The organism is Streptomyces smaragdinus (assembly GCF_009604385.1).
In the GTDB taxonomy this organism is placed as follows: domain Bacteria; phylum Actinomycetota; class Actinomycetes; order Streptomycetales; family Streptomycetaceae; genus Streptomyces; species Streptomyces smaragdinus.
In genome coordinates this window covers 1-25,571 of the sequence record NZ_WEGJ01000061.1, presented here as the reverse complement: position 1 = coordinate 25,571, position 25,571 = coordinate 1, and the positions used below count along the sequence as shown (strand labels likewise).

At 71.1% G+C, this 25,571-nt stretch carries 20 protein-coding genes and 1 pseudogene; 12 read left to right on the top strand and 9 right to left on the bottom strand.

Going from position 1 to position 25,571, the window contains the following annotated elements; translation table 11 throughout:
• Positions 1-544 precede the first annotated feature (544 nt).
• A complete protein-coding gene (locus SRB5_RS34010) occupies positions 545-1,651 on the top strand; it encodes an ADP-ribosylglycohydrolase family protein (protein WP_153457442.1) in 1,107 nt (368 codons plus the stop codon).
• Between the two features lie 49 nt (positions 1,652-1,700).
• Here the strand turns inward: SRB5_RS34010 and SRB5_RS34005 are convergent.
• The 4 genes and pseudogenes from SRB5_RS34005 to SRB5_RS33990 form a co-directional block, all read right to left on the bottom strand.
• Positions 1,701-3,253 (bottom strand): annotated as a pseudogene (locus SRB5_RS34005) (sodium:solute symporter family protein).
• A 450-nt stretch (positions 3,254-3,703) separates the two neighbouring features.
• The gene (locus tag SRB5_RS34000) at positions 3,704-3,913 is read right to left on the bottom strand and encodes a DUF397 domain-containing protein (RefSeq protein ID WP_153457440.1); all 210 of its coding nucleotides are present in this window, start codon (positions 3,911-3,913) and stop codon (positions 3,704-3,706) included.
• A 220-nt stretch (positions 3,914-4,133) separates the two neighbouring features.
• Complete coding sequence (locus SRB5_RS33995) at positions 4,134-4,991, bottom strand: helix-turn-helix domain-containing protein (protein ID WP_153457438.1); 858 nt, start codon at positions 4,989-4,991, stop codon at positions 4,134-4,136.
• Positions 4,992-5,244: 253 nt separating this feature from the next.
• Positions 5,245-6,003, bottom strand: a complete 759-nt coding sequence (locus SRB5_RS33990) for a GOLPH3/VPS74 family protein (RefSeq protein WP_153457436.1) — start codon at positions 6,001-6,003, stop codon at positions 5,245-5,247.
• A gap of 2 nt (positions 6,004-6,005) precedes the next feature.
• On the opposite strand from SRB5_RS33990, the gene SRB5_RS33985 reads away from it, so the two are divergent.
• Positions 6,006-8,627 carry a D-alanyl-D-alanine carboxypeptidase gene (locus tag SRB5_RS33985; RefSeq protein ID WP_153457434.1) on the top strand — a complete coding sequence of 874 codons (2,622 nt, stop codon included), beginning with the start codon at positions 6,006-6,008 and terminating at the stop codon, positions 8,625-8,627.
• Between the two features lie 296 nt (positions 8,628-8,923).
• Positions 8,924-10,594 (top strand): DUF3488 domain-containing protein, encoded by a 1,671-nt coding sequence (locus SRB5_RS33980; protein ID WP_323378947.1) that lies wholly within the window; start codon positions 8,924-8,926, stop codon positions 10,592-10,594.
• Between the two features lie 28 nt (positions 10,595-10,622).
• Here the strand turns inward: SRB5_RS33980 and recQ are convergent, their stop codons facing one another.
• The 3 genes from recQ to SRB5_RS33965 form a co-directional block, all read right to left on the bottom strand.
• A complete protein-coding gene (gene recQ / locus SRB5_RS33975) occupies positions 10,623-12,746 on the bottom strand; it encodes a DNA helicase RecQ (RefSeq protein WP_153457432.1) in 2,124 nt (707 codons plus the stop codon).
• A 99-nt stretch (positions 12,747-12,845) separates the two neighbouring features.
• Positions 12,846-13,457 carry a GrpB family protein gene (locus tag SRB5_RS33970; protein ID WP_153457430.1) on the bottom strand — a complete coding sequence of 204 codons (612 nt, stop codon included), beginning with the start codon at positions 13,455-13,457 and terminating at the stop codon, positions 12,846-12,848.
• 154 nt (positions 13,458-13,611) lie between these two features.
• A complete protein-coding gene (locus SRB5_RS33965) occupies positions 13,612-13,797 on the bottom strand; it encodes a DUF5999 family protein (protein ID WP_153457428.1) in 186 nt (61 codons plus the stop codon).
• A 520-nt stretch (positions 13,798-14,317) separates the two neighbouring features.
• Here SRB5_RS33965 and SRB5_RS33960 point away from each other — a divergent pair.
• The 3 genes from SRB5_RS33960 (at position 14,318) to SRB5_RS33950 (ending at position 18,821) form a co-directional block, all read left to right on the top strand.
• Positions 14,318-15,442 (top strand): hypothetical protein, encoded by a 1,125-nt coding sequence (locus SRB5_RS33960; RefSeq protein ID WP_153457426.1) that lies wholly within the window; start codon positions 14,318-14,320, stop codon positions 15,440-15,442.
• A gap of 141 nt (positions 15,443-15,583) precedes the next feature.
• Positions 15,584-17,716, top strand: coding sequence for an MMPL family transporter (locus SRB5_RS33955; RefSeq protein ID WP_153457424.1), 2,133 nt, complete (start codon positions 15,584-15,586; stop codon positions 17,714-17,716).
• 64 nt (positions 17,717-17,780) lie between these two features.
• Positions 17,781-18,821, top strand: a complete 1,041-nt coding sequence (locus tag SRB5_RS33950; protein WP_153457422.1) for a hypothetical protein — start codon at positions 17,781-17,783, stop codon at positions 18,819-18,821.
• Between the two features lie 58 nt (positions 18,822-18,879).
• Here the strand turns inward: SRB5_RS33950 and SRB5_RS33945 are convergent, their stop codons facing one another.
• Positions 18,880-20,403, bottom strand: a complete 1,524-nt coding sequence (locus tag SRB5_RS33945) for a glycosyl hydrolase family 18 protein (protein WP_153457420.1) — start codon at positions 20,401-20,403, stop codon at positions 18,880-18,882.
• Between the two features lie 234 nt (positions 20,404-20,637).
• Positions 20,638-21,210, bottom strand: a complete 573-nt coding sequence (locus SRB5_RS33940; RefSeq protein WP_153457418.1) for a PadR family transcriptional regulator — start codon at positions 21,208-21,210, stop codon at positions 20,638-20,640.
• A gap of 177 nt (positions 21,211-21,387) precedes the next feature.
• Between SRB5_RS33940 and SRB5_RS33935 the strand changes: the two genes are divergently transcribed.
• The 6 genes from SRB5_RS33935 to SRB5_RS33910 all read left to right on the top strand — a co-directional run.
• A complete protein-coding gene (locus SRB5_RS33935) occupies positions 21,388-22,059 on the top strand; it encodes a class II aldolase/adducin family protein (protein WP_153457416.1) in 672 nt (223 codons plus the stop codon).
• Positions 22,056-22,949 carry a VOC family protein gene (locus tag SRB5_RS33930; protein WP_153457414.1) on the top strand — a complete coding sequence of 298 codons (894 nt, stop codon included), beginning with the start codon at positions 22,056-22,058 and terminating at the stop codon, positions 22,947-22,949. Before SRB5_RS33935 ends, SRB5_RS33930 begins: the two co-directional genes overlap by 4 nt.
• 29 nt (positions 22,950-22,978) lie before the next feature.
• The gene (locus SRB5_RS33925; RefSeq protein WP_153457412.1) at positions 22,979-24,292 is read left to right on the top strand and encodes an MFS transporter; all 1,314 of its coding nucleotides are present in this window, start codon (positions 22,979-22,981) and stop codon (positions 24,290-24,292) included.
• 28 nt (positions 24,293-24,320) lie between these two features.
• A complete protein-coding gene (locus tag SRB5_RS33920; RefSeq protein ID WP_153457410.1) occupies positions 24,321-25,109 on the top strand; it encodes a 2-keto-4-pentenoate hydratase in 789 nt (262 codons plus the stop codon).
• Between the two features lies 1 nt (position 25,110).
• Complete coding sequence (locus SRB5_RS33915; protein ID WP_323378945.1) at positions 25,111-25,326, top strand: tautomerase family protein; 216 nt, start codon at positions 25,111-25,113, stop codon at positions 25,324-25,326.
• Positions 25,323-25,571, top strand: a 249-nt coding sequence (locus tag SRB5_RS33910; protein WP_153457408.1) for an aldehyde dehydrogenase family protein, incomplete at its 3' end; no start/stop codon positions are given. The genes SRB5_RS33915 and SRB5_RS33910, both read left to right, overlap by 4 nt.

Genomic DNA, 25,571 nt, shown 5'->3' with positions numbered 1-25,571 from the left:
GTGCGCCCCCGGGGGGTGTGGAGTGAGGCGTCGGCGCTGCGCGCCGCCGGGCGGGCGGGCGACTGCGGGGGCGACCGTTCGAGGGCCTGTGCTCCGGGGGAGTTCCCCACGGTTGGCGGGCTACAGGGGGCGGTGACCAGGGACAATCCGGTAGCCGCCGACGAAAGTAAGGGGACGTTCGACACGCCTGCGCGCGTACGGGAAACGCGCATGAATGGACCACGACGCGGCAGTACGCGCGTAGGTGTGTCGGGCGGCCCCGACCCCACGACGGGACTGCGGCGCACCGCGGCCGAAGGCGAGGTGCACCCCCGCCCGGCAGCGAGCCGACAGCGGAGAGAGACCGCCTATCCAGCCCGCCCGGCGTTTGAGGGCGAGGCGCGCAGCGCCGAAAAGCCCGGCCGGCGCTTGAGGCCTCCGGCCGAAGGCCGGATGCGCGTCAGCCGACGCAACCGGAAGCCGAAGACCGACCCACACCGCCGCGCGACGGAGGCCCCCGGGAACCGGGACCGCCATGCGCAGCCAACGCGTTATCGTGCGAGCCATGACCAACACCGCGTGGGGGCGCACCGAACAGCAGGACTTCCGCAGCCGAGTCCGTGGCTGCCTCCTGGGCGGAGCCATAGGCGACGCCCTGGGCGCATCCATAGAATTCGACTCACTGGACGCAATACGCCAGAAACACGGCCCATCCGGCCTAACGGACTACGCCCAGGCCTACGGCAGAAGAGGCGCGATCACAGACGACACCCAAATGACCCTCTTCACAGTAGACGGCCTCATAAGAGCCCAGGCCAGAAGAGACCTGGGCGCCTGGCACCCACCCACAGACCTCCACGCCGCCTACCGCCGCTGGTACACCACCCAGCACAACTGGGGCCCCGACGAACGCGACCCCGAAACCGGCTGGCTGGCAGGCGAAGAATGGCTCTACGCCCAGCGAGCCCCCGGAAAAGCCTGCCTCTCCGGCCTGTCGGACGACCGCATGGGCACCCTGGCGGACCCCAAGAACCCCGACTCCAAGGGCTGCGGAGCGGTAATGCGCTCGGCCCCCTTCGGCCTCCTCGTCGGCTGGGAACCCCACCTCGTCTTCCAGCTCGCGGCCGAGTGCGGCGCCCAGACCCACGGCCACCCCACCGGCTACCTCTCCGCGGCGGCCTTCGCCGTCCTCGTACACGGCGTCGTACGCGGCGAAAGCCTCCCCGCCGCCACCCAGCGCGCCCTGAGCCTCCTGGCGACCCGCCCGGGCCACGAGGAGACCACCCAGGCCCTCCAGCGCGCCCTGGCCCAGGTACGGGTCGGCGTACCGGCCCCCGAGCGCGTCGCGGAGCTCGGCGAGGGCTGGGTCGCGGAGGAGGCCCTGGCCATGGGCCTGTACTGCGCCCTCGTGGCCGAGGACGTCGCCCACGGCCTCCTCCTCGCGGTGAACCACGGCGGCGACTCCGACTCGACCGGCTCCATCACCGGGAACCTCCTGGGCGCCCTCCTCGGCGACACCGCCCTCCCGCCCGCCTGGCTGACGGAGCTGGAGGGCCGCGGCACCATCCTGGAGCTCGCGGACGACTTCGCCCTGGAGACCACCCACGGCTCCGCCCTCCACACCGCGGACCACGTGGCCCCCGGCTGGCAGGCCCGCTACCCCCGCACCTGACGGCGAGCACGGCCCGTACCCCTGCCCCCGGAGAGGCACGGGCCCCCGCTCACACGCCCTCGGACCCCACGACCCGGGTCCCGCCCTGCGGCGGCACCGCCGTGCCCGCCCCGTCGCCGTTGATCTCCGCCAGCAGCGCGTCCCGCTCCGGCGTGTCCTCCGGCTTCACGCGCCCGATGAGCACGTACAGCACCAGCGACACGGCCAGCGGCACCGACACCTGCCACTGCAGCGGCACCCCGCCGTCGACCTGCCAGCTGATCGGATAGTTCACCAGCCAGAACGCCAGCAGCCCCGCCGCCCAGCTGGTCAGCGCCGCCGTCGGCCCGGACGTCCGGAACGTCTTCAGCATCCCCAGCATGAACGGGATCGCGATCGGCCCCATCAGCCCGGCGACCCACTTGATCACGACGGTGATGATGTCGTCGAACGTCGGCGAGTTGACCTGCGTGGCCACGGCCATCGACAGCGCCAGGAACGCCACCGTCGTGATCCGTGCCGCCAGCAGCCCCACCCGGTCCGTCCAGCTCCGCGCGGTCCGGGAGAGCACCGGCATGATGTCGCGGGTGAAGACGGCGGCGATGGCGTTGGCGTCGGAGGAGCACATGGCCATCGTGTGCGAGAAGAACCCGACGACGACCAGCCCCAGCAGCCCGTGCGGCAGCAGCTGTTCGGTCATCAGCGCGTACGAGTCGGACGCGTCCGGCTTCTGCGCGTCGACCAGCAGCGGCGCGCACCACATGGGGAAGAACAGCACGATCGGCCACACGAACCACAGCAGCGCCGACAGCCGCGCGGACCGGGTGGCTTCCCGGGCGCTGGGGGCGGCCATGTAGCGCTGGGCCTGGTTCCACATGCCGCCGTTGTATTCGAACGTCTTGATGAACAGGAACGCCAGCAGGAACGTCACCGTGTACGGCCCCGCGGTCGCGTCCGCGTGCCCCTGCAGCTCGGGCTCGTCCCACACGGTCCACAGCGTGCTGAACCCGCCGAGCTCGCCCATCACGGCGACGAGCATCGCCAGCCCCGCACAGAGCTGGATGACGAACTGCCCCATCTCGGTGAGCGCGTCCGCCCACAGTCCGCCGACGGTGCAGTAGACGCCGGTGATCACGCCGGTGATCAGGATGCCCTGGTTGAGCGAGACGCCGGTGAAGACGGACAGCAGGGTGGCGATGGCCGCCCATTTCGCGCCGACGTCGACGATCTTCGCAGGACGCCGGACCAGGCGAGGGCCTGCTGGGTGGGGATGTTGTAGCGGTTCTTGAGGTACTCGAGCGGCGAGGCGACGTGCAGCCGCGACCGCAGCCGGTTCAGCCGGGGCGCGAACAGCTTCGCCCCGATGAAGACGCCGACCGCGATCGGGAACGACCAGGTGACGAAGGACGTCACGCCGTAGGTGTACGCGATGCCCGCGTACCCGGTGAACATCACCGCGCTGTAGCCCGACATGTGATGCGAGATGCCGCACAGCCACCAGGGCATCTTGCCGCCGGCGGTGAAGAAGTCGCTGACGTCGCTGACCCGCCGGTGCGACCACAGGCCGATCGCGGTCATCACGCCGAAGTACCCGATGAGCACTGCCCAGTCGAGACCGTTCATCGCCCCTCCAGGGGTCCGGAGATGCGGCAGCCGCCGCGTGGAGAGCGCAACTCGCCGGAAACGGAGCCCGTACGGGAGGGGGCTGCCCAGGATTGAACAGTCCTGACCGAGGTCGGTCAAGCCCTTGAACGGTCATGTATATGAACAGCGGCCAATACCGCGAACGAATTTACCTCCCCTTGACCCTTGCCGGTGTTGTGACCCCCATGGCCGGGAACACACCATGGGCAAGCGCTTTCACGGGACGGGAACACACCGTACGCAGACGAGACGACGCCGCCCCCGGGGTTGCGGGACCCCGGGGGCGGCGTCAGAAGGGAGCCGTCGTTCAGCGGCTGCGAATACCCGGTGACACTGTCACCGGAGGCATGGCCGAGCCCCCTCGGCCAGGACGGCGGACCAGTCGAGAGGGCTCTTGAACGTACCCGTGCCAGGTGTTGCTGAGGTGGATCAGACGGTGCCGAACGCGCCCTCGTTCACCGCGGTGACGAAGGCGGCCCAGGACTGCGGCCCGAAGTCCAGGGTGGGACCCTCGGGGTCCTTGGAGTCGCGGACCAAAACAAGGTCCGTAACCGGCGACTTGACCTCGACGCACGCGCCATTGCCCGCGGAGTAGGACGACTTCGTCCACTCCTCTGTGGCTCCCTGCTTGATTGTCATGTTTGCTCCGGTCGTTGCCTGTGCTGATGGCGGATCGATGGATCTTGCGCTGATGTGGTCATCAACGCGGGACCGACGGTACCGCCCAACATCACGGCCTGAAGCGCACTTTCACTCGACAGGCTGTCATATCGAGTCGACTCTTCCGCCGCGACCGGGCGGGGGTGTACATTGCTGCGCCTTCCCGCAGCGCACACCCCTAACCCCGGCCGCCGGCGGCTCAGTTGGCGTAGTCCTTCGCCACTTCCAGGATGAACTTCCGGGTGTCGTCCGCGTTCAGTGCCTGCGCCCGCAGATGCTCGTACATCACGCTGTAGTTCTGTACGTCGTTGGCCTTCTCGAGATACAGGTCGCTGGTGACGCCCTCGAGATAGACCACGCTGGAATCCGCCGCGTCGGGGAACTCGAGAATCGCGTACTGCCCGGTCACACCCGGATGCGCACCCATGTCGAATTTGATCACCTGGATGGTCACATGCGGCTGCTGCGTGAGCGCCACCAGATGATCGAGCTGATCGCGCATGATCGCTTTGTTGCCCACGACCCGGCGCAGCGCGGACTCGTCCATCACGACCCACAGCCGCAGCGGGTTCTCGCCGTCCTTTATCCGGTCCTGGCGGCGCATCCGGACCTGCACCCGCTTCTCCAGATCGGCCTGCGAGACCTCCGGCAGCGCGCCCTTGATCACGGCCTCCGCGTAGTCCCGGGTCTGCAGCAGACCGGGGATGATCAGCGACTCGTACACCCGCAGCGAGGAGGCGTCCGTCTCCAGACCGATGTAGACGCTGTACGGCATGTCCCCGAACGCGTGCCACCAGCCCTGCTGACGGGAGTCCTTCGCCATTTGCATCAGCGAGTCGACCACCCGGTGGTCCTCGACCTCGTAGACGCCGCACAGATCGCGGACGTCGCGCTGGCTGATGCTGCGGCGGCCGTTCTCCAGCCGGGAGATCTTCGACTGCGAGACCAGCAGCCGGTCCGCGACCTCCTCCGCCGTCATGCCCTTGAGCTCGCGGAGCCGGCGCAGCTCCATGCCGAGGCGACGACGCCTGACCGTGGGATTGACGTTGGTCGCCAAGGGGGTTGCACCTCCGGTGCCGCATTCTGTTCGACTACTGCCCAGCAGACTGCCACTACTGCGCGTTGCGGCGCTGGTCTCCGCAGAAAAAAGTGCCCTGTCCGGTCAGAGGACTTGACTGGACAGGGCACTTCGGGGCCACCGCGGCTCGCGCGGTGGCCCCGTACCTGCGTCGAGGTGCGGTGCGCCGGCCCCGTAGGAGGGCCGGGTGGTGCGTGGTGCCCGGTGGTGCGGGCCGTTCAGGGGGCGCCCGTCAGCGTGCCAGCGCCGTACGGGCCGCCAGGCCCGCCCGTCGTGGCTGCACGGGCATCCCGGCCGGCTCCGCGACCGCGGACCGCACGGCCGGCTTTCGGCCGCCACCGCCGCCCGGACTGCGGCGTGGCTGTGCGGCGACACCGTTCTGGACGTCCATCACGGCGTGGGCCACCAGCCCGCCCATCGGGTCGTGCCTGATCAGATCCCGCAGCCTGGAGCGCGAGGAGCGCCCCTCGTTGCCGGGATAGAGGTGCTTGCCGAGCCCGATCGCATGGGCGAGCGCGGCCAGCGCCGCGGTCCGCGGGTCCGGTGGCACACCGGTGCGGATCGCGCTGTCCAGCCGGGCTCTGATCTCCCGGCTGACCGCCGAATCCGTCGCCTGATAGCGAGTCGTCGGCAGCACCCCGCACATCTGACCCGTTACGGCATGCACCATGCCGCACCGCTCCAGATGCGTGAGATAGGTCTGGCGCAGCCCCAGCCGGGGCCCGCCGATCCAGTTCACGGCGCGTACGGGACTGCCGCGTCTGCGCAGCAGTTCCAGCGCGTGATCCAGGGTCGGATCTCCTGTCGGCCGTGGCATTACCACGGCGATACGATCCCCGTCTGGGGCTATCCGTCCGGCCAGCGCCAGCTCGACGAGCTGTGCTCCGGCCAGGCCAAGGTCGAGCGACTGCGGCTGCGCCGTGGTACCCGTGGCCGGGTCCAAAGCGAGCAGCAGAAGCTCCTCCGGAATCGTTCTGCGGCTCCTGCCCATCCATGCCTCCCCGCGTGGATGTACGACAGGGTGACCCCTCTCACATTCATCTGTCGAGAGCGCGTGTGAGGTTTGGGCGGGAACCAGTAGGTATGTCGTTCTCGTCGTACGGAAGAAGCGCCGTTGGCTTGAGGGTCGCGCACCGTATCGTGGGCCTCGCTCTTCAGCGGTTGGTGCGACATTCGAAGGAGGCGTCGGTGGCGGGCGAGTCCCCCGACAGGTCCGGGCAGCACGAGTCGTCGGGGGTGGCGACCACTACGACCGAGGAACGGACGGCGGCGGAACCCGCCGCCGACCCTCGGCTGGCGCTGTCCATGACGGAGGTGTCCGGGGAGGGCACGGCCGCGTCCGGGGAGGACGCGGTGGACGAGGCCACGGGTGACGCCGTGGAGGAGGACGCTTCGGGGAGCGATTTGGTTCCATCGCCCCGGGAGGAGTCCGGGGACGGGGTGCCGGAGGGCGAATCCGGGGCGGGGGACGGGGGCTTGGAGGCCGAGCCTGAGGCCGAGGACGTGGCTGCGGCGGTTGAGCCCGGACGCGAGGACGAGGCCGAGGCCGGCGTCGAGGACGAGGCCGTGGCCGAGGAGGGCTCCGAAGCCGTCGACGAGGAGGCGGAATCCGAGGCCGAGGCGTCCGGCGATGTTGAAGCCGAGGCTGAGCCCGAGGCGGAGCCGGAGCGGCGTTCGGACCAGACCACGGCCCTGCGGATCAAGCCCGAGGACAACGCACGGCTGCGTGACGCCGTTGCCGCCTGGGTGGCCAAGGCGGAGGCGGAGCCCGAGGACGAGGACGGCGACGAGCCCGGCGCGGAGGCCGACGCCGAGGAGGCCGAGGGCGAGGCGGAGGCCGCCGAGCAGCCTGCGGCGCAGGAGCCCGAGTCGGAGGACGCCGCGTCCGAGGACGTGCAGCCCGAGGACGCCGCACCCGAGGAGCCCGAGCCCGAGGACGCCGTACCGGACGAGTCCGCCGACGAGCCGGACGAGCCCGCGGCGGACGACGCCGCGACGTCCGGGGACGAGCCCGCCGACGCCGTCCCCGTACCGGACGACGAGCCGGCGGACGCGCCCGAGGACGCCGCGCCCAAGGTCGTAACAGACGCAAAGCCGCGTCCCGTGGACCAGCCGACGACCGCCATCCGCGTGCTCGGCCCGAAGGCGAAGCCCGCCGAGCCCGCGAAGCCCGCCGAGCCGCCGAAGCCCGCCGCCGCGGTGCCTGCCGCCGCGCCGCCCCGCCCCGCCGCGCCGCCGGAGCAGCCCGCCGGGCCGCCCAAGCCGGCCGCCGCGCCCGCCGTCCTGCCGGAGAGCGAGCGCACCTCGCAGCAGCCGCTGCCCCCGTACGCCCGGCCCATCGACCTGCTCGCCCAGCTGACCAACACCCCGCCGCCGCCCGAGACGCCGCTGCGCAACGTCGTGCGGCGGATCAAGATCTGGACGCCGCTGGTCGTCCTGCTGGTGATCGTGCTGGGCGTCGTGCAGATGATCCGCCCGCTGCCCGCGCCGGCGCTGACGCTGACCGCGAGCACGCCGTACACCTTCGACGGCGACGCGCCGAAGATGCCGTGGCCGCAGTCGGGGCAGGCCGCCGTGGAGGTGGTCGGGCTCGGTGGGCTCGGCACGTTCGGGGACCAGAAGCCGGTGCCGATCGCGTCCGTGGCGAAGGTCATGACCGCGTACGTCATGCTGAAGGACCACCCCGTGAAGAAGGGTGACGGCGCGACGATCGAGGTCGACCGCAAGGCCGTGGAGGACGCGAAGCTCGGGTCGACGGCCCAGGAGTCGACCGTCGACCTCGACGAGGGGCAGCAGCTCAGCCAGCGCGAGGCCCTCGAAGCCATCCTGATCGCGTCGGCGAACAACGTGGCGCGGCTGATCGGCCGCTGGGACGCCGGGTCGGAGAAGGCGTTCGTGGCCAAGATGAACGAGGCCGCGAAGGACCTGGGGATGACGAACACCACGTACACCGATCCCAGCGGGCTGAACGCGACCACCGTGTCGACCGCCGAGGACCAGGTGAAGCTGGCGAAGGCGGCGATGGCGGACCCGCTGTTCAAGGAGATCGTGCGGCTGCCGGGGTACGAGGACAGCCGCGGCGACCCCCACGGCAACTGGAACCACCTGGTCCCCCTGGACGGCGTCGTCGGTATCAAGACCGGTACGACGACCAAGGCGGGCGGCAATCTGATGTTCGCCGCCGAGAAGAAGGTCGGCGGGGAGGTCCAGCTGATCGTCGGCGCGGTGCTGGCGCAGCCGCCGGCCGCGAGCGACAACTCGATCCTCACCGGCGCGCTCGACGCGGGCAAGGCGCTGATGGACGAGGCGCAGGGGCTGCTGAAGGCGGTGACCGTGGTGAAGAAGGGCCAGGTCGTCGGGTATGTCGACGACGGGCTCGGGGGGCACACCGCGGTGGTGGCGACCAAGGACGTCGCCGCCGTGGGCTGGTCGGGGCTGAAGGTCGAACTCGAGCTCGGCGACGGCGGCACGGAGGTGCCGCACACGGCGAAGGCCGGCGACCGGATCGGCGTACTGACCACCGGGGGCGGTCAGGGCGAGGTCGAGGTGCCGGTGGCGCTGCGGGAGGATCTGGTCGAGCCGGGTGTGGGCGCCAAGCTCGCGCGTATCGGCTGATCGGCCGTGTATCGGGCGTCGGGGTGCGACCCGGCGCCCGATGACACGTATGGGGCGTCTCTCGTACGCGCGTGCTAGCGTCGCGAGTGCCGCGCCCGGGGGACGAGAACGCGAGACCTGACGGGGAGACCGCCGTGACCACCGTGCAGCCAGAGCGGCGCACAGCTCCGGAGGGGCCTCCGGACCCGGATTCCACCGGGACGGAGCCCACGCGCCGGTTGTGGCACGCGCGTACCCTGCTGCATCCCGTGCCGGCCTCGCTGATCCTTGCCGGGCTGCTGCATGTGCTGTGGCTGATGGTCTTCGCGAACAGCGGGGGCGATCTGGCGGCGCAGGACGCCTGGGCGGAGTTCGCGGGGCGGCATCCGGATTCGGCGTACAACCTGTCGTGGTACGGCGGGATGCATCCCGTTTCGTACAGCGTGATCTCGCCGTATCTGATGGCCGTGCTCGGGGTGCGGACCACGATGATGCTGGTCGGGACCTTGTCGGCGGGGCTGCTGGCGCTGATCGTCACGCGTTGTGGCGGGGTGTCGCGGCCGTTGGTGCCCTCCTTGTGGGGTGCCTTCGCGCTGGCCTGCAACGCCGGGTCGGGGCGGGTGACGTTCGGGCTCGGGCTGATGTTCGGGCTGGGGGCGGTCGCCGTGATCTTCGCGGGGACGCCGCTGGAGGTGGCGCGGCGGCGGGGGCTGCGGCTCACGGCGGTCGCGGTGCTGACGGCGCTGGCCACGGCGGGGAGTCCGGTCGCCGGGCTGTTCCTGATGGTCGTCGCGGCGGCGCTGTTCCTGCAGCGGCGGCGGGCTCCCGCGTACGCGCTGGCGCTGCCGCCGCCGGTGATGGTGGCGCTGTCGGCGTGGCTGTTCCCCTTCACCGGGACGCAGCCGATGCCGGTGATATCGGCGCTGGTGCCCATCGCCTGCTGTGTCGCCGTGTTCGTGCTGGCGCCGCCGGAGTGGCGGACGGTGCGGATCGGGTCGGTGATCTACGGGCTCGGCACGCTGGCGACGTGGGTCATCCCCTCGCAGGTCGGCAGCAATGTGGAGCGGCTGGCGCTGATGTTCGGCGGCACCGTGATCCTGGCGGCGGTCGAGCACCAGAAGCGGCGGGTCCGTCACCGGTCCCGCTTTCTGGCCGCCGTCTGGCTGGTGGCGGCCGGGATCGCGGGCTGGCAGATCTCCAAGCCCGTGATCGACATCGTGATGACCACGCCGAACGCCGCCTGGGCCCGTGAGCTGGCGCCGCTGGTCCACCAGCTCAACCGCGTCGACGCGGAGCAGGGCCGGGTCGAGGTCGTCCCGGTGCGCAGCCACCGCGAGGCGTCCGCGCTGGTCCCGTACGTGAACCTGGCCCGCGGCTGGAACCGGCAGGCGGACCTGGACCGCCACGCCCTCTTCTACGACGGCACCCTCAACTCCGCGACCTACCGGGCGTGGCTCGAGCGCTGGTCGGTGCGGTACGTGGTGCTGCCCATCGAGGACCGGCCCGACACCGGGGCGCTGCGGGAGACGAAGCTGGTCTCGGCCGGGCAGCCGTATCTGACGGAGCTGTGGGCGGACTCCAACTGGCGGCTGTTCAAGGTCAAGGACCCCACCCCGCTGGTCGATCCGCCGGCCACCGCGGCCCGCGCCTCCGAGGGCGAGCTGGTCATCACCGTGCGGTCGGCCGGGGACATCCTGGTGCGCGTCCCGTACTCGCCGTGGCTCGGGCTCGTCGACGCCGAGGGCGAGGGCGTGGACCCGCCGGAGGTGCTCGACGACGAGGACCTGGACCCGGCGGACCCGGCGGCCCAGCTGCCGGAGGACGACGGCGTGGTCGGGGAGTGGAGCGACGACGGCACCGCGTACCTCAACCGCAACGGCTGCCTCACGGAATCCGGCGACTGGACCCGCCTCCACGCCCCCCACCCCGGCACGTACCGCATCGCGGCCCCGTACCAGCTGCCTCGCGGCACCCCCTGCCCGGACTGAGGCCCGGGGGGTGGTACCGCCCCGCCCGTCACCAGCCCAGGCGCGGATCCGCCTCGTCCTGCGGAGCCCGAGCGGCAGCCCTCGGTGCGGATATGGGCGCGGACCGGGGCTCCGGCTCGTAGTCCGGCTCAGGACCGTAGTCCGGCTCGTACTCCGGTGGCTCGGGGCCGAAGTCCGGCTCGGGCCCGAAGTCCGCCGGAGCCGCCTGCGCCGCAGGCGGGGTGGTCGCCACCGCGGCCGGGGCGGCCGCCGGCGCGGGGGAGTCCCCTGCCGGAGCCTCGTTCAGCGCGGCGAGCAGCTGCTTGCCGTACTTCGCCAGCTTGTTCTCCCCCACCCCGCTGATCCCCGACAGCTCCTCGAGCGTCGTCGGCCGCACCGTCGCCACCTGCCGCAGCGTCGCGTCATGGAAGATCACGTACGCCGGAACCCCCTGCTCCTTGGCCGTCGCCCCCCGCCACGCCCGCAGCAGCTCGAAGACCGGCACCGCCTCCGCCGGCAGGTCCGCCGCCACCGCCCGCGACTTCCCGGACCCGGAGGAGCCCGACCCCGACCCCGTCTTCACCGACGCCCGCTTGGCCCGCACCGCCTCCCGGCGCATCGGCACCTCGCGCCGCTGCCCCAGCACCTCACCGCTGGCCTCCGTCAGCACCAGCGTCCCGTAGTCCCCCTCGACGGCGAGCAGCCCCTGCGCCAGCAGCTGCCGCACGACCCCCCGCCACTCCAGCTCCTTCAGCTCCGTGCCGATGCCGAAGACGCTCAGGGTGTCGTGGTCGAACTGGATGACCTTCGCCGTCTTCTTCCCCAGCAGGATGTCGATGATCTGCCCCGCCCCGAACTTCTGCCGCCGCTCGCGCTGCAGCCGCACCACCGTCGACAGCAGCTTCTGCGCCGGGACGGTCCCGTCGTAGGTCTCCGGCGGCGTGAGGCACGTGTCGCAGTTCCCGCAGGGCTCGCCGCGCTGGCCGAAGTAGTCCAGCAGCCGCACCCGGCGGCAGCTCACCGTCTCGCACAGCGCCAGCATCGACTCCAGATGCGAGGCCATCCGCCGCCGGTGCGCCTCGTCCCCGTCCGAGGAGTCGATGATCTTCCGCAGCTGGACGACGTCCTGCAGCCCGTACGCCAGCCAGGCCGTCGCCGGCAGCCCGTCCCGGCCCGCGCGCCCGGTCTCCTGGTAGTACCCCTCCATCGACTTCGGCAGGTCGAGATGGGCGACGAACCGCACGTCCGGCTTGTCGATCCCCATGCCGAACGCGATCGTGGCGACCACCACGACCCCGTCCTCGCGCAGGAACCTCGACTGGTTCGCCGCACGCGTCCGGGCGTCCAGACCCGCGTGATACGGGACGGCCGCGACGCCCTGCTGGACCAGGAACTCCGCCGTCCGCTCAACCGACGCCCGCGACAGGCAGTAGACGATGCCCGCGTCCCCCGGGTGCTCGTCGCGGATCAGGCGCAGCAGCTGCTTCTTCGGGTCCTGCTTGCCCTCGATGCGGTACTGGATGTTGGGCCGGTCGAAGCTCGCCACGAAGTGCCGGGCGTCCTCCAGCCGCAGCCGGGAGGCGATCTCCCGGTGCGTGGCCTCGGTCGCCGTCGCCGTGAGGGCGATCCGCGGCACCTCCGGCCAGCGCTCGTGCAGCGTCGAGAGCTCCAGATAGTCCGGCCGGAAGTCGTGGCCCCACTGGGCCACGCAGTGCGCCTCGTCGATCGCGAAGAGACTGACCTTCCCCCGGTCCAGCAGCTGCGCCGTCGACTCCAGGCGCAGCCGCTCCGGCGCCAGATACAGCAGGTCCAGCTCACCGTGCAGGAACTCCTGCTCGACGAGCCGGCGCTCCTCGAAGTCCTGCGTGGAGTTCAGGAACCCCGCCCGCACGCCCAGCGCCCGCAGCGCGTCCACCTGGTCCTGCATCAGGGCGATGAGCGGCGACACCACCACCCCGACCCCCGGCCTGACCAGCGCCGGGATCTGATAGCACAGCGACTTCCCGCCACCGGTCGGCATCAGCACCAGGGCGTCGCCGCCACCGACCACATGCTCGATGATCTCCCGCTGCTCACCGCGGAACGCGTCGTACCCGAAGACGCGGCGCAGCACCTCCGCCGCCTCGCCGCCGTCCGCTTCCGTGGGCCTGTCACCCGCATCCAGGAGTTCCATGCACGCCACTCTAGGAGGCGGAGCCGACACCGCGTCGCGCCCTGTGGACAACTCCGGGTATGTGAACAACCCGGCCCCCGAAGTGGGGGACAAAACCTGCTAGCCCCGCGCCCCGAACCGGTCGGTCGCCTCCACCGTCCACCCGGTGTCCTCCGCCCACGCCTCGGCCACGCTGATCACCAGATCGACCACCGGATCCTTGACGTCGGCGTACGTCTCCACATCCCCCACGACCCCCGCCAGCCGCTCCTTGAACCGCGCGTACGCCGCCACCGCCCCCGGATGCGCCCGGAACCAGTCCCGGAAGAGCAACGCCAGCCGCTCGTTCGGCGAACCGCACACCCGCACATGCAGATTGACGTCCGCCCCGGGCCCGCCCCGCCGCTTCCAGAACCGCTTGGCCCAGCGCGAGGGATCGTCGTTCAGATACGCGGGGACGTGATCCCGCTCGTACGGCAGCCGCACGAACCCCATCGCCGGCAGCCCGGACCCGAACGGCTCCCGCAGCTCCCGCAGCTCCCGCACACTGACCTGAAGGTCGAGGACGGGCTTGGCCGCCATCCCGGGGATCGCCGTACTGCCGATATGCGCCACCCGCACCGCCGGCGGACCGAGTACGGGCCGAAGCTCCGCGATCAGCTCCGCCGCCTGCGCGGCCCATCGGGGATCCGCGGGCACGACGACGGGACGCTCGGGTTCGGAGGGGGCCATCGAACGAGCGTAGCCGGGACGCCAATGAATTGATCTAGGTTTTACGGGCCGCCGTGCCGGAGAGCGGGATCCTCGATCCGGTGGCGGGGGCAGCGAGGGGAGTGGTCACCTGCTCGGCCCCGTCATGGGCGGCGTACGTACGACAGGGCAGTGCTCAGGCGGCCACCGTGACCCGGGCCGGGATGATCTCGCCGGAGGGAAGCAGGTCGCCGAGGTCCTCGAACACGATGACGCCGTTGCAGAGCCGGCTCCAGCCCTGCTCCGGGTGGAAGGCCACGGTGTGGGCGGCGTCGCGGGCGGGGCTGTCGGCGGACGGGCAGGCGGGCTGATGCGTACACATGGGGCACCTCTCGGGGCTTCGGATGTGGAACGGGATGGAGTTGTCTTCGCTCACCGGTACTGACCGGGCGGGCCACGGGAATTCATCGCCCGTGTTTCGAGCGTACGGACGTCAGCGGTCGACTTCTGTCCGCGGGACGACCGGTGTTCGCCACGTTCCTGTAACGGCCCGTGCCGACACGTCTATACCACTGCCGCACGCCCTTACGGTCGCATACCGCCGAAGAGCCCGGCCCGCCGGTCACCGGGCGGGAGCATCGACGGTGGAGGAACCATGTCCGCGTCCGGATGCGGCAGGGAAGAGGAGGAGTCCCGCGATGTGTTGCAGCTGGTGGAGCGCCCGTCGTCACCGTCGGCCCGTCCGCGTCCCGCACCCGGGCGCCGCCCCCCGCCGCGCCGTCGCGCACCCCTGCGCGCCGGCCGCCCGCGGCTGGTACCACCGGCACGGACGCTGCCCGGCGGCCGTCCGGCACCCGCGGAACTGCCCCTGAATTGTCGGACCCGGCCGCTACCTTCGGACCATGGTCACAGCAAGCCCTCCGCGGCCCATCTCCCCGGGCGACATCGTCGCCGTCCTCTCCGACGACCTCGGTGAGTGGACGGCCGCGCAGATAACGGCCGTCGACCCGCAGGCCCGGACGGCGGACGTGCTGGAGCTGGAGTGGTCGGGCCCGGAGCCGGGCACGCCCGCGGACCTCGGGGACATACGGCCGCTGCGGCTGACGCACCACAGCTGGCGGGGCGGCCTGGCCCACTCCGTGCACAGCTGGGTGCTGCCGCGGGGCTTCAAGGTGCTGGGCACGCTGCCGGTGCTGACCGCCGAACGTGCCAACGGCTACACGCCCGTCTGGAACCGCGGATACCAACTGGCCCGCCAGCGCCTCTGGGACAGCGGCAGCCGCGAGACCTGGACGGACCCGCATCGCGTCGAGTGCCCGGCGGCCGACCTCGCGCTGGACGACCCCCGCCCGGACATCCGCACCCTGTGGGTCTCCGCCGTCGGCGAACTCGACTGCGCCCGTCTCGCGACCTGCTACCCGAATCTGACGACCCTGGGCCTGATCGGCGAACTCGGCACCCTCTCCGATGCCGTGCGCCTCAACGACCTCTCCCGGCTCCGCTCAATCACCCTTTCGGGCGTCTTCGGAATGGACGCGACGGACGTCCTCGTGCCGGACCACGTACCCGACCTCGAGAACCTCAGGCTCCACAACATCCCCGCCGACTACGCGACAGCGACCGGCGAGCTGTGGACCCCCGAGGCCCGGCAGGGTGTCGACGTGGACATACACAGCCCGCGCACTCCCGACTGGATGACGGCCAACCTCAAGAACCCCCTGCGCGACTGGGACGGCCGCGATCACATCTCCCGCAAGGCCTACCGCCGTTCGACAGCGCAGTACGAGAAGACCCGCCGCGACCTCACCAAGGCCCTTGCCGAGGGAGCGGACCCGGACCGAATATTCGCGATCGGCGCTGCGTACGGGGAGGGCTTCAACAAGATCGACCTTAAGGAGGGGGTCATCGAGACCGTCGAACGGGAGGAGCTGTACGACGTCCTGGCGAAGACGGCCCGGGAGGCGGGAGCGACCGAGGAGACGGTGGACCGGCTGACCGAGGGGCTGGACTCGACGCGCGACTGGTGAGGCGACCGGCGCACGCACCGAATACCGCGACCGCGGTAGCACGACCCCGCCCGCGGTAGCCCCCTGCCGCGCCCGTGGCAGCCCACAGAGCGTCCTCCCGCCGGACGACGAACCCCCGTCCCCCTCGGGACGATCGTCGGCATGACGGCAACCGGCACACCCACCCCCGACGGCCCCCTGGCCCGCCTCGGCCGCCTCTGCTTCCGGCGTCGCCGCCGGGTCCTCCTGACCTGGATCGTCGGCGTCGTCGCGGTCGCGTTCCTCGGCTTCGGCTACGGCGCCCCCGCCGACGACGACTTCTCCGGCGGCGACTCCGACTCGGCCAGAGCCCAGCAGCTGATCGAGCAGCACTTCCCCCAGCAGTCGGGCGACACCCTCACCCTCGCCATCAAGGCAGACCGGGGCATCGACGACCCCGCGGCCCGCCGCAAGATCGAACAGGTCGTGGCCGATCTCGCCGAATCCGACCTCACCGGCCCCGTGACCTCCCCGTACGACGACGAAACCCTCGTCGCCAAGGGCCGCCACATAGCCCGTACGACCATCCCCCTCACCGACAAGGACCTCGAGAAGACGGCCGCCAAACCCCTCGTCGCCACCGTCAAGGAAGCCTCCGGCGACGGCGTCACCCTCGGCCTCGGCGGCTACATGGCGGAGAAGGCCGAAACCCCGCCCCAGGGCCCCGCCGAAAGCGTCGGCATCCTCGCGGCGGCGGTGATCCTCTTCATCGCCTTCGGCTCACTGGTGGCCATGGGCCTGCCCATCGTGACCGCGATCCTGGCCCTCGTGGCCGGCCTGGCCCTGATCAAGCTGGTCGGACACATCGTCCCCGCCCCCGGCTTCACCACGATCTTCGGCGCCATGATCGGCCTCGGCGTCGGCATCGACTACGCCCTGTTCATCGTCACCCGCTACAAGGACGGCCTGAGCAAAGGCGAGGACCCCGAGACCGCCACCGTCCACTCCATCGCCACCGCCGGCCGCGCGGTCCTCTTCGCCGGCGTGACCGTCGTGATCGCCCTCATGGGCCTGACCGTCATGGGCCAGCGCCTGATGACCGGGGTGGCCGTCGCCGCGTCCGTCGCCGTCCTGGTGACGATGATCGCGGCCGTCACCCTCCTCCCGGCGTTCCTGGGCTTCACGGGCCACCGCATCAACTCCCTGCGCCTGCCCCGCCGCCGCACCCCCCGCGAGGCCAGAGCGACGCGCACCCCCGCCGAACGCTGGGCCGGCGTCGTACAGCGCCGCCCCCTGACCGCGGCACTCCTGGCCACCGCGAGCCTGCTGACCCTGGCGATCCCCACCCTCTCCATGCGCCTCAGCCAGCCCGACGCCAGCACCCAGCCCCACGACCGCAGCAGCTACATCTCGTACGAGATCCTCGCCGGGGGCTTCGGCCCCGGCTACGGCGCTCCGCTGATCTTCGCCGCCGAAACCGACACCGACCTCGCCCCGGTCACGGCGGCGGTCGCCGCGACGAAGGGCGTCGCGTACACGACCGAGCCCCGTACCAGCGACGACGGCCGCGCCGCGACCTTCACGGCCTTCCCCACCACCGGCTATCAGGACGAGGCGACGACGGACCTCGTCCACCACCTCCGCGACGACGTCCTGCCGCGGACCGGCGGCACGGTCCTCCTCGGCGGCCCGAACGCCGGCACCATCGACGTCTCCGAGGACTCCGCGAGCCGGCTGCCCCTGATGATCGCGGTCGTCATCGCCCTGTCGATGATCCTGATGGTCCTCCTGGTCCGCTCCCTGACGATCGCCCTCCAGGCGGCGGTGATGAACATCCTGTCGATCGGCGCCGCGTTCGGCGTGGTCGTCGCGATCGTCCAGTGGGGCTGGCTCGGCACGGCCCTCGGCTTCCCCACGTCGATGCCGGTCACCAACTGGGTGCCGATGACGATGTTCCCGGTCCTGTTCGGCCTGTCGATGGACTACCAGGTCTTCCTGACCTCCCGTATCCGCGAGGAGTACGAACGCACCGGCGACACCCGCGGCTCGGTCACCCGCGGCCTCGCCGGCACCGCCCGGGTCATCACGGCGGCCGCGGCCATCATGATCGCCGTCTTCATGACCTCGGTCCTGGGCCCGGACATCGCCGTCAAGCAGGCGGCGGTGGGAATGGCGATCGCGGTCCTGATCGACGCGACGATCGTACGGATGGTCCTGATGCCGGCGGTGATGGAACTCTGCGGCAAGGCCAACTGGTGGCTCCCGGGCCGCCGCACCCCCACCCCGACCCCGGCCCCGGAGAAGGTCAGCGTCTGACTATCCGGTTGGCCGCGACCGTCCGGGCCCGGGATACTTCGGGGGGTTCGCGACAGGGGGTTCATTGGACGTCTTCGTATGCGCGGGGTGCGGCGAGGAACTGACCGCGCCGCTCACCCGGCTGGAAATGCCCGTCTACGGCCGCCACTCGTTCGGCCACGACATGCTCCCCCCGCTGATGGAGTCGGGCACGTACGCCGTCGACCCGGAACCGTACGGACGCCCGTGGCGGCGCTGGGCGGAGATCACGGCGGAGGAAGCCGCGGTACGGGGGCTGTTCGCGCCGGTGGAGACGCTTCCGTTCGGCCCGCGCGGCGAGATCGTAGTCGCTCCGGGGGACACCCGCAGCACGGTCTTCGTAGAGGGCCGGTGCGACGGCTACTGCCTGGGCGTGACCGGTGGGGACGGCCCGAACCTGGCGTGCGGCGGCTGTGGGGCGGAGGTGGCGACCCGTATCGACGACTGCTCGCTGTGGCAGACGGTCCGCTTCCTCCCGACAGCCGTTCGCGGACGCGTCGTGAGCGGCCCGGCGCCCGCGAGGTCACCCGCGACCCTGTGGCGCGGAGGCCCGCTGACGGAGCCGGGCGGCTGGTGGGACTACCGCTGGGAGGGCGAGGCCGGCCACGCGCTGGCCCACCTGCTCGCGGCGTCGGCGGGCGAACCGGTGGCGCTGCCGCCCGGGCTCCTCACGGAGATGTTCGGCCGCTCGCTCAAGGCGCTGCTCCCACCGGGCCCGCCCGCACGCACCGCGGGTCTGGCCGGACCGGGTCTCCCCCTGACCCAGCCGCCCCCGGACATTGCCTTCGTCCCCCGCCACACCCGCACGGGCCGCCCGTGGCAGCCACCCGTACCCACCGCGCCCGTACCACTGGCCTCCGCCGTATGGAGCGCCCTGGCGTTCCCCGTCGACCCGCTCCCACGCCCCGCGACCGACCGCATGCCCGAAGGCGTGTACCGCGACGACCCGCTGCCGCCGCATCCCTGGCGCCCGTTCACACCGGACCACGAGGTGTTCCTGCACACCCTGGCCCGCCTGCCCGCCGTCCGCGAACCCTGGCTGCGTGCGGTCTACGACCGCGCCCGCCCACACGGACACCCCTTCTAGGAGCCAACGGCGAACGGCCCCCGCCCCGAAGGACGAGAGCCGCCGCCGTATCAAGAGATCAGCAGGCCCCGAGGTCCTGCCAGACGCCCCACTCGCCCGTGGTCCCGGGCTCCTCGCCCAGGGTCCACCACTTGGCCTTCCACGCGTGGCCCTTGTGCGAGACCTGGTTGCCGCCCACGTAGACCTTCGTGCGGTCCCACGCCGGGGCCGTGCACTGGTTGCTCGTGCCGCCCGTGATCGTCAGGGCGTACGTCGCCGTGTGCGAGGCCGACGGGCCCGTGCCCGTGATCGCGATCTGGTACGTGCCGTTGACCGCCGTCGAGGAGGCGGACAGCGTCAGCGTCGAGGAGCCGCCGGCCGTGACCGAGGACGGGCTGAACGAGGCCGTGACGCCCGCCGGGAGGCCCGAGGCCGAGAGGGCGACGGACTGCGCCGTGCCCGAGGTGACCGCGGTGCGCAGGCTGGTCGTGGTCGACGAGCCGACCGCCACCGAGCCGGACGCCGGGGACGCCGTCAGGGAGAAGTCGTTCGTCGGCTGGGTCGTCCCGCCCGTGAACGGGGCGAAGATCTTGCTGAAGTCCCAGGTGTTCTGCGCGATGCCGGAGCAGCTGTCGGACGCCGCGCCGCCGGGGCAGCTGCCGTTGTCGCGCTGGAGGGCCCAGAACGACAGGGTGTTGATGCCCTTGGAGACCGCCCAGTCGTACACCGTACGGGCGTTGGCCAGGGAGAAGGTCTCCGCCGGGCCGAAGTCGTCGACGCCGATCATCTCGATGATGCCGACCATGCCCCACAGCTGCGCCTGGGTCTTGGTCGGGTAGAGGTTCGCGAGCGTGTTGACCAGGCCCTGGGCGGCCGTCTGGGTGTCGCGGGCCATGTCGTGCTGCTGGTTGTCGTAGTAGTCGAACGTCATCAGGTTGACGACGTCGACCTTGGCGCCGTTGGAGACGGCGTTGCGCAGGAGCGCCACACCGTTGGACGCGAGGCCGCTGGTGGTGGTCGGCAGGGTGTACGAGATCTCCAGCGGGCGGCCGGCCGCGGCGGCGCGGTCCTGGAGGATCTTGATCGCCTTGTTGCGGCGGTCGATGCCGGCGGTGTTGTCGAGCGAGTCGATCTCGATGTCCATGTCGAGACGCGTCACGTCGTACGTGGTGACGACCTTCTCGTACGCGTCCGCGATCGCGGTGACGTTGGTGCAGCTGTCGGCGATCTCGGTGCCGGTGGTGTCGGCCGTGTAGCCGCCGAACGAGGGGATCACGTCCCCGCCGCGGGCCTGCATCGTGTCGATGTCGGCGCCGAAGACGGACTGGGCGATCGGCATGCTCGTGTCGCCGTTCCAGTACGGCGTGCACGAACCGGCGGTGGCGGTCTGGAGGAACGCCATCGTCAGATGCTTCGCGCCGGACTGGGCGGAGAGGGCGGCGGGGCTGTCGCCGACCCAGGCCTCAAAGTACGGGGCGAAGACCTTGTTCGGCAGGGGGGTCGCGGCCTCGGCGGCCGGGGCCGCGGCGAGGGCGGTCAGGCCGGCGGCGGCGACGGCGGTGGCAGCGGCGAGGATCGCGCGCAGGGGGCGCAGGCGTCTCATGTCGGTCCCGTGGTGTGAGGGGGTGGGGGTATCCCCTCCGGGCGGGTCGGCGGGGCGTCGCCTACTGGAATAACGGTCAACGACGCGGCCGGTCAATGGTACGTACCAACGCGGGACTGGACCGCCGCCGACCGGCACCGGCTGTTTCCCCAGGACACCCCGAGTGTGCGTGGACTAGACCAATTCTCGCGATTTTGAACGTTCTTGACCTGTCCGGTGGAACCGCGGGCGGGATCAGTCCCCGAGCAGCGCGTACGTCTCCCGCGCCCAGGCGATGCGGTCCTCGGCCTGCTTGATCAGACCGTCGAACACATGCGCCTTGAGCCGCGCCACCCGATCATGGGTCTCCGGCGGGAGTTGGGCGAGCCGCTCCTTCAGCAGCGGCGTCGCCTTGGCCGCGAGCAGGGCCCGCTGCTCACGCCATTCGGCGAGCAACTCCTCCTGCCCCGCGATGAATTGATCGACGATTTCCCGCGCGTCGGCCGGATCGATCGCGTCGAAATAGAGCGCCTGCAATCCGAACGCGTCCCGCGTCGGAGTCAGCTTGTGCGGCGATCCCGCCCACTCTATGAACGCGTCCCGCCCCTGCCCCGTGATCGCGTAGACCTTCGACTCGAGGCCGTTCAGCCCCTCCTCCGAGGTGGCCTCGATCAGCCCGCTCGACTCGAGCGTCTTGAGCGAGGAATAGATCTGGCTCTGGGACGCCGTCCAGACCCAGTAGTGCGAGCCCGCGAAGTAGCGCGACAGCGCGTAGCCGTTCATCGGCCGGGCGGTCAGGACTCCGAGCAGGGCGTACTTCAAGGACACGGTTCAGTTTAGCGAGAGCCCCGGCCCCGGTGAGGGGGTGGATCGAGGGCCCGTCGCGCTCCTTTCCGGCAGATGACAGACAGGTTTCGATTCGGAGTATTCCACTATTGCAATATTCCTATGTTGGAGTACGGTGCATCCAGTCGTGATCGCAGTCACAGGAGCGGAGGATTCCGGATGCTCTCGCAGCCCCCTGACCAGCAGGGAAGTGACCTCGCCCGAGCGGGCAGGGCACTCGTACGGCATGGCCTGGCCACCGCTTTCGGCCATGTCTCGATCCGTACGGGCGACGCGTTCGTGATCAGTCCGCCGACCGCGCTGGACGCCTTCGACGCCGGCCAGGTCCGGACGGTGCCGCTCGGGACCGCCGAGCTCCCGCCCGGCGTGCCGAAGGAGGCGTGGATCCACCACGAGATCTACCGCCGCCGCCCCGACGTCGGCGCGATCTGCCGCAGCCAGCCCCCCGTGGCCACCGCACTGGTCTCGGCCGGAGTGCCGATCCGGCCGCTGCACGGACAGGGCGCCTTCCTGGGACCCGAGACCGCCGTCCACCCCGACTCCCGATTGGTGCGCGACCAGGCCGCGGGCACCGCTCTGGCGGAGTCGCTCGCGGACGCCCCGGGGCTCGTGATGCGCGGCAACGGCGCGGTCACCACCGGGACCGACATCGCCTCGGCGACGGCCCTGATGTGGGTGCTCGAGGCCAGCGCGCAGCTGAACGCGACCGCGAACGCGGCGGGGACGCCCCAGGCCCTGCCCGCGTCCGAACAGGACTCCTGGCGCTCGGTGGCGCCGGAGTTGTTGGCACGTATCTGGCTGTGGATCAGCCGGGAGGAACGAAACTCATGATCGAACTGCAGGACATCGCCTACCTCCGCTCCGGCACGGCGGACATGAAGACCGCGATCGACTTCGCCACCCGGATCGTGGGCATGGAGCTGGTGGGCCAGGAGAACGGCACCGCGTATCTGCGCGCCGACCAGCGCCACCACTGCCTCGCCTTCACCGAGGGCCGCTCCGGCGTCCTGAGCACCGGCTTCACCGTCCTCGACGAGGACGCCCTGGAGCAGGCCGAGACCGAGCTCGAGCAGGCCGGCCTCACGGTCAGGCGCGGCTCGAAGGAGGGCGCCCGGCTGCGCCACGTCACGGACTACCTGGCCTTCGACGACCCCTTCGGCAACCGCATCGACCTGGTCACCGGCCAGACCACCGTGCCCGGCCGGGTGAACTACACCCGCCAGGCCGGCATCACCGAGTTCGGCCACCTGTGCCTGGACGCCCCCGACGTGAAGGAGGCCGGCCGGTTCTGGACCCGTACGTTCAACGCCAAGGTCTCCGACTGGGTACGCGACGTCGCCTGCCTGATGCGCATCGACCCCGTCCACCACAAGCTCGCCGTCTTCCAGGGCGACAAGCCGGGCCTGTGCCACATCAACTTCCAGGTCGAGACCATCGACGACCTGATGCGCAACTGGCACTTCCTGACCGCGAACGGCGTCGAGATCGAGCAGGGCCCCGGCCGCCACCCGCAGTCCGGCGCGATCTTCCTCTACTTCAAGGGCCCCGAGGGCCTGACCTACGAGTACTCCTACAACGTCCGCCGCATCGAGGAGGGGGAGAAGTGGGTGCCGCGCACCTTCGACATCTCCCAGCCCGGCGCGATCGACATGTGGCTCGGCCCGAACGCCCGGGTCAGCACGCAGTACCAGGTCGAGCCGACCGAAAACCCCTTCGACTGATCCCTTCTCACCCTCAAGGAATCCGTACCATGACCGAGTCCGTGCGCAAGCGGCCCGCCTGGCTGGTGATCGTCCTCTGCTGGGCGATCGTCATCTTCGACGGCTACGACCTGATCGTCTACGGCACCACCATCCCGGCGCTCACCACGCTGAAGGAATGGGACCTCTCCGTCGACGCGGCCGGCAACATCGGCAGCCTCGCCTTCGCCGGCATGCTCGTCGGCGCCCTGTTCGCCGGTTTCATCGCCGACAAGCTGGGCCGGCGCAAGACCATCATCTTCTCGGTGATCTGGTTCAGCGTCTTCACCGGTGTCTGCGGTTGGGCCAGTGGCCCGGTCATGTTCGGTGCCTTCCGTGTCCTGGGCGGCCTCGGACTGGGCGCCCTGGTCCCGTCGGCCAACGCGATCGCGGCCGAGTACGTCCCCGCCAAGTACCGGTCCGTCGCCTCCACGGCGATGATGTCCGGTGTTCCGGTGGGCGGCTCGATCGCGGCGGCCGTGGGCCTGAAGGCCCTGCCCGACCTGGGCTGGGAGTCCCTGTACTACCTGGCGTTCACCGGTCTGATCCTGGCCGTGGTCGCGGCGGTCGCGCTGCCGGAGTCCCCGGTGTGGCTGCGCACCCGCGGCCGGATCGCCGACGCCGAGCGGCTGGAGGCCACGTACTCGCTGCCCCCGGCCCGCGTCGAGAAGAAGTCCGTCTCGGCCCTGGAGATCCTCAGGGCGCCGTACCTGGCGACGACCCTGCTGTTCTTCGTCGCCACCACCGCGACCATGTTCGCCTGGTTCGGTCTCGGTACGTGGCTGCCCAAGCTGACCAAGGCCGACGTGCGCTTCGACCTGGGCAGCGACCCGCTGACCTATCTGCTGGCCCTCAACCTCGGCGCCATCGCCGCCTCCGTGGTCACCGCCTGGCTGGCGACCCGCTTCGGGGCGCTGAAGGTCGGCATCGTCGCCGCGGCCGTCGGCGCCGTCAGCCTCTTCGTCCTGACGACCTTCCCGTCGTCGATCGTCGTGGTCTACCTGCTGCTCGTCCTCGCCGGCGTCGGCAGCCACGGCACCCTGTGCCTGATCATCTCCGCCATCGCCGACCACTACCCCGACCGGGCCCGCGCCACCGCGCTCGGCTCCTCGCTGGGCGGCGGTCGCCTCGGCGCCGTGTTCGGCCCGTCCGTCGCCGGGTGGCTGCTGGACCGTAACCCGGACAGCGCCACGTCGAGCATCGTGATGTTCGCGATCGCCTCCGCCCTGGGCGCGGTGCTGCTGCTGGCGACCCTGGTCGTCTCGTCGAAGGCGAAGGCCGACGCCCCCACGACGACGCCGGCCCCCGAGCCCGCCGCCGTCTGAGCACGTCCGTAACAACGCAAGGAATGACATGACCTCGAACTCCGCCGAGACCCTCTCGCGCGTCGTCGACGAGCTGCTGGCCCGGGAAGGGGAGCGGCGTGACGGCGGCAAGCTGACCGACCTCCACCCCGACCTGGACCTGGCGCTCGCCTACCGCGCGCAGGACGAGCTGGTCGCACGCAAGCTGACGGCGGGCGAGCGGCTGGTCGGCGCGAAGCTGGGCCTCACCTCCGAGGCGAAGCAGCGCCGGATGGGCATCGACGCGCCCCTCACCGCCTGGCTCACCGACGCCATGGCCGTGACGGGCCCGTCGGTCCGGCTCGACGAGCTCATCCACCCCCGGGTGGAGCCGGAGATCGTCTTCATCATGGGCGAGGACCTCGCCGGCCCGGGGGTCACCCCGGAGCGGGCCCTCGCGGCGGTGGAGAAGGTCGCGGCGGGGTACGAGGTGATCGACTCGCGGTACACCGACTTCAAGTTCACGCTGCCGGATGTGGTCGCGGACAACGCGTCGTCGGCCCGGTTCGGGATCAGCACGTCGTTCTTCGACCCCGCTGACCTGGACCTGATCGCCGAGGAGGCGGTGCTGCGGGTCGACGGCAAGGAGGTCGACCGGGCCACCGGCGCCGCCGTGCAGGGCAACCCCGCCGCGGCGCTCGCCCTCGCGGCGAACGATCTCGGGCGGCGGGGCAAGAAGCTCGAGGCCGGGTGGATCGTGCTGACCGGCGGGATGACGGACGCGGTGTTCCTGCACCCCGGCCAGACCGTCAGCGTCGACTTCGCGACCCTCGGGTCCGTCGCCGTGAGGGGGGAGTGACGTGCCGCTCGTCGAGGTGACCTTGGTGGAGGGGCGTTCGCCCGAGGCCGTTCGTACGCTCATCGACCGGCTGCACCATGCGGTGGTGGAGTCGGTGGGTGCCAATCCGGCCAACGTGCGCGTGATCGTACGGGAGGTTCCGGCCGCGCATTGGGCGGCGGGGAACGAGACGCTGGCGGAGCGGGCCGGCTCGAAGAGTGATGAGAAGCGACGATGAGTGAGTTCTTCGGTCATGTGATCGACGGCGAGGAGGTGCCGTCGGTCGACGGTGCGACCTTCGACGTGTGGAATCCGTGGAAGCAGGAGGTCTGGGCCACGGCCGCGGCGGGGTCCGCGGAGGATGCGTCGCGGGCGGTGGCGAGTTCGCGGCGGGCGTTCGACGAGGGGCCGTGGCCGCGGATGAAGCGGGCCGAGCGGGCCGCGGCGATTCACCGGCTGGCGGATGTGATGGAGGCGCACGCG

Excerpts from the sequence above, each read along its gene's own strand:
- recQ (WP_153457432.1), bottom strand. The coding sequence starts at position 12,746 with ATGGAACTCCTGGATGCGGGTGACAGGCCCACGGAAGCGGACGGCGGC.
- SRB5_RS33965 (WP_153457428.1), bottom strand. The coding sequence starts at position 13,797 with ATGTGTACGCATCAGCCCGCCTGCCCGTCCGCCGACAGCCCCGCCCGC.
- SRB5_RS33925 (WP_153457412.1), top strand. The coding sequence starts at position 22,979 with ATGACCGAGTCCGTGCGCAAGCGGCCCGCCTGGCTGGTGATCGTCCTC.
- SRB5_RS33990 (WP_153457436.1), bottom strand. The coding sequence starts at position 6,003 with ATGGGCAGGAGCCGCAGAACGATTCCGGAGGAGCTTCTGCTGCTCGCT.
- SRB5_RS33945 (WP_153457420.1), bottom strand. The coding sequence starts at position 20,403 with ATGAGACGCCTGCGCCCCCTGCGCGCGATCCTCGCCGCTGCCACCGCC.
- SRB5_RS33985 (WP_153457434.1), top strand. The coding sequence starts at position 6,006 with ATGCCTCCCCGCGTGGATGTACGACAGGGTGACCCCTCTCACATTCAT.
- SRB5_RS33955 (WP_153457424.1), top strand. The coding sequence starts at position 15,584 with ATGACGGCAACCGGCACACCCACCCCCGACGGCCCCCTGGCCCGCCTC.
- SRB5_RS33960 (WP_153457426.1), top strand. The coding sequence starts at position 14,318 with ATGGTCACAGCAAGCCCTCCGCGGCCCATCTCCCCGGGCGACATCGTC.
- SRB5_RS33970 (WP_153457430.1), bottom strand. The coding sequence starts at position 13,457 with ATGGCCCCCTCCGAACCCGAGCGTCCCGTCGTCGTGCCCGCGGATCCC.
- SRB5_RS34000 (WP_153457440.1), bottom strand. The coding sequence starts at position 3,913 with ATGACAATCAAGCAGGGAGCCACAGAGGAGTGGACGAAGTCGTCCTAC.
- SRB5_RS33935 (WP_153457416.1), top strand. The coding sequence starts at position 21,388 with ATGCTCTCGCAGCCCCCTGACCAGCAGGGAAGTGACCTCGCCCGAGCG.
- SRB5_RS33980 (WP_323378947.1), top strand. The coding sequence starts at position 8,924 with ATGGTCTTCGCGAACAGCGGGGGCGATCTGGCGGCGCAGGACGCCTGG.
- SRB5_RS33920 (WP_153457410.1), top strand. The coding sequence starts at position 24,321 with ATGACCTCGAACTCCGCCGAGACCCTCTCGCGCGTCGTCGACGAGCTG.
- SRB5_RS34010 (WP_153457442.1), top strand. The coding sequence starts at position 545 with ATGACCAACACCGCGTGGGGGCGCACCGAACAGCAGGACTTCCGCAGC.
- SRB5_RS33930 (WP_153457414.1), top strand. The coding sequence starts at position 22,056 with ATGATCGAACTGCAGGACATCGCCTACCTCCGCTCCGGCACGGCGGAC.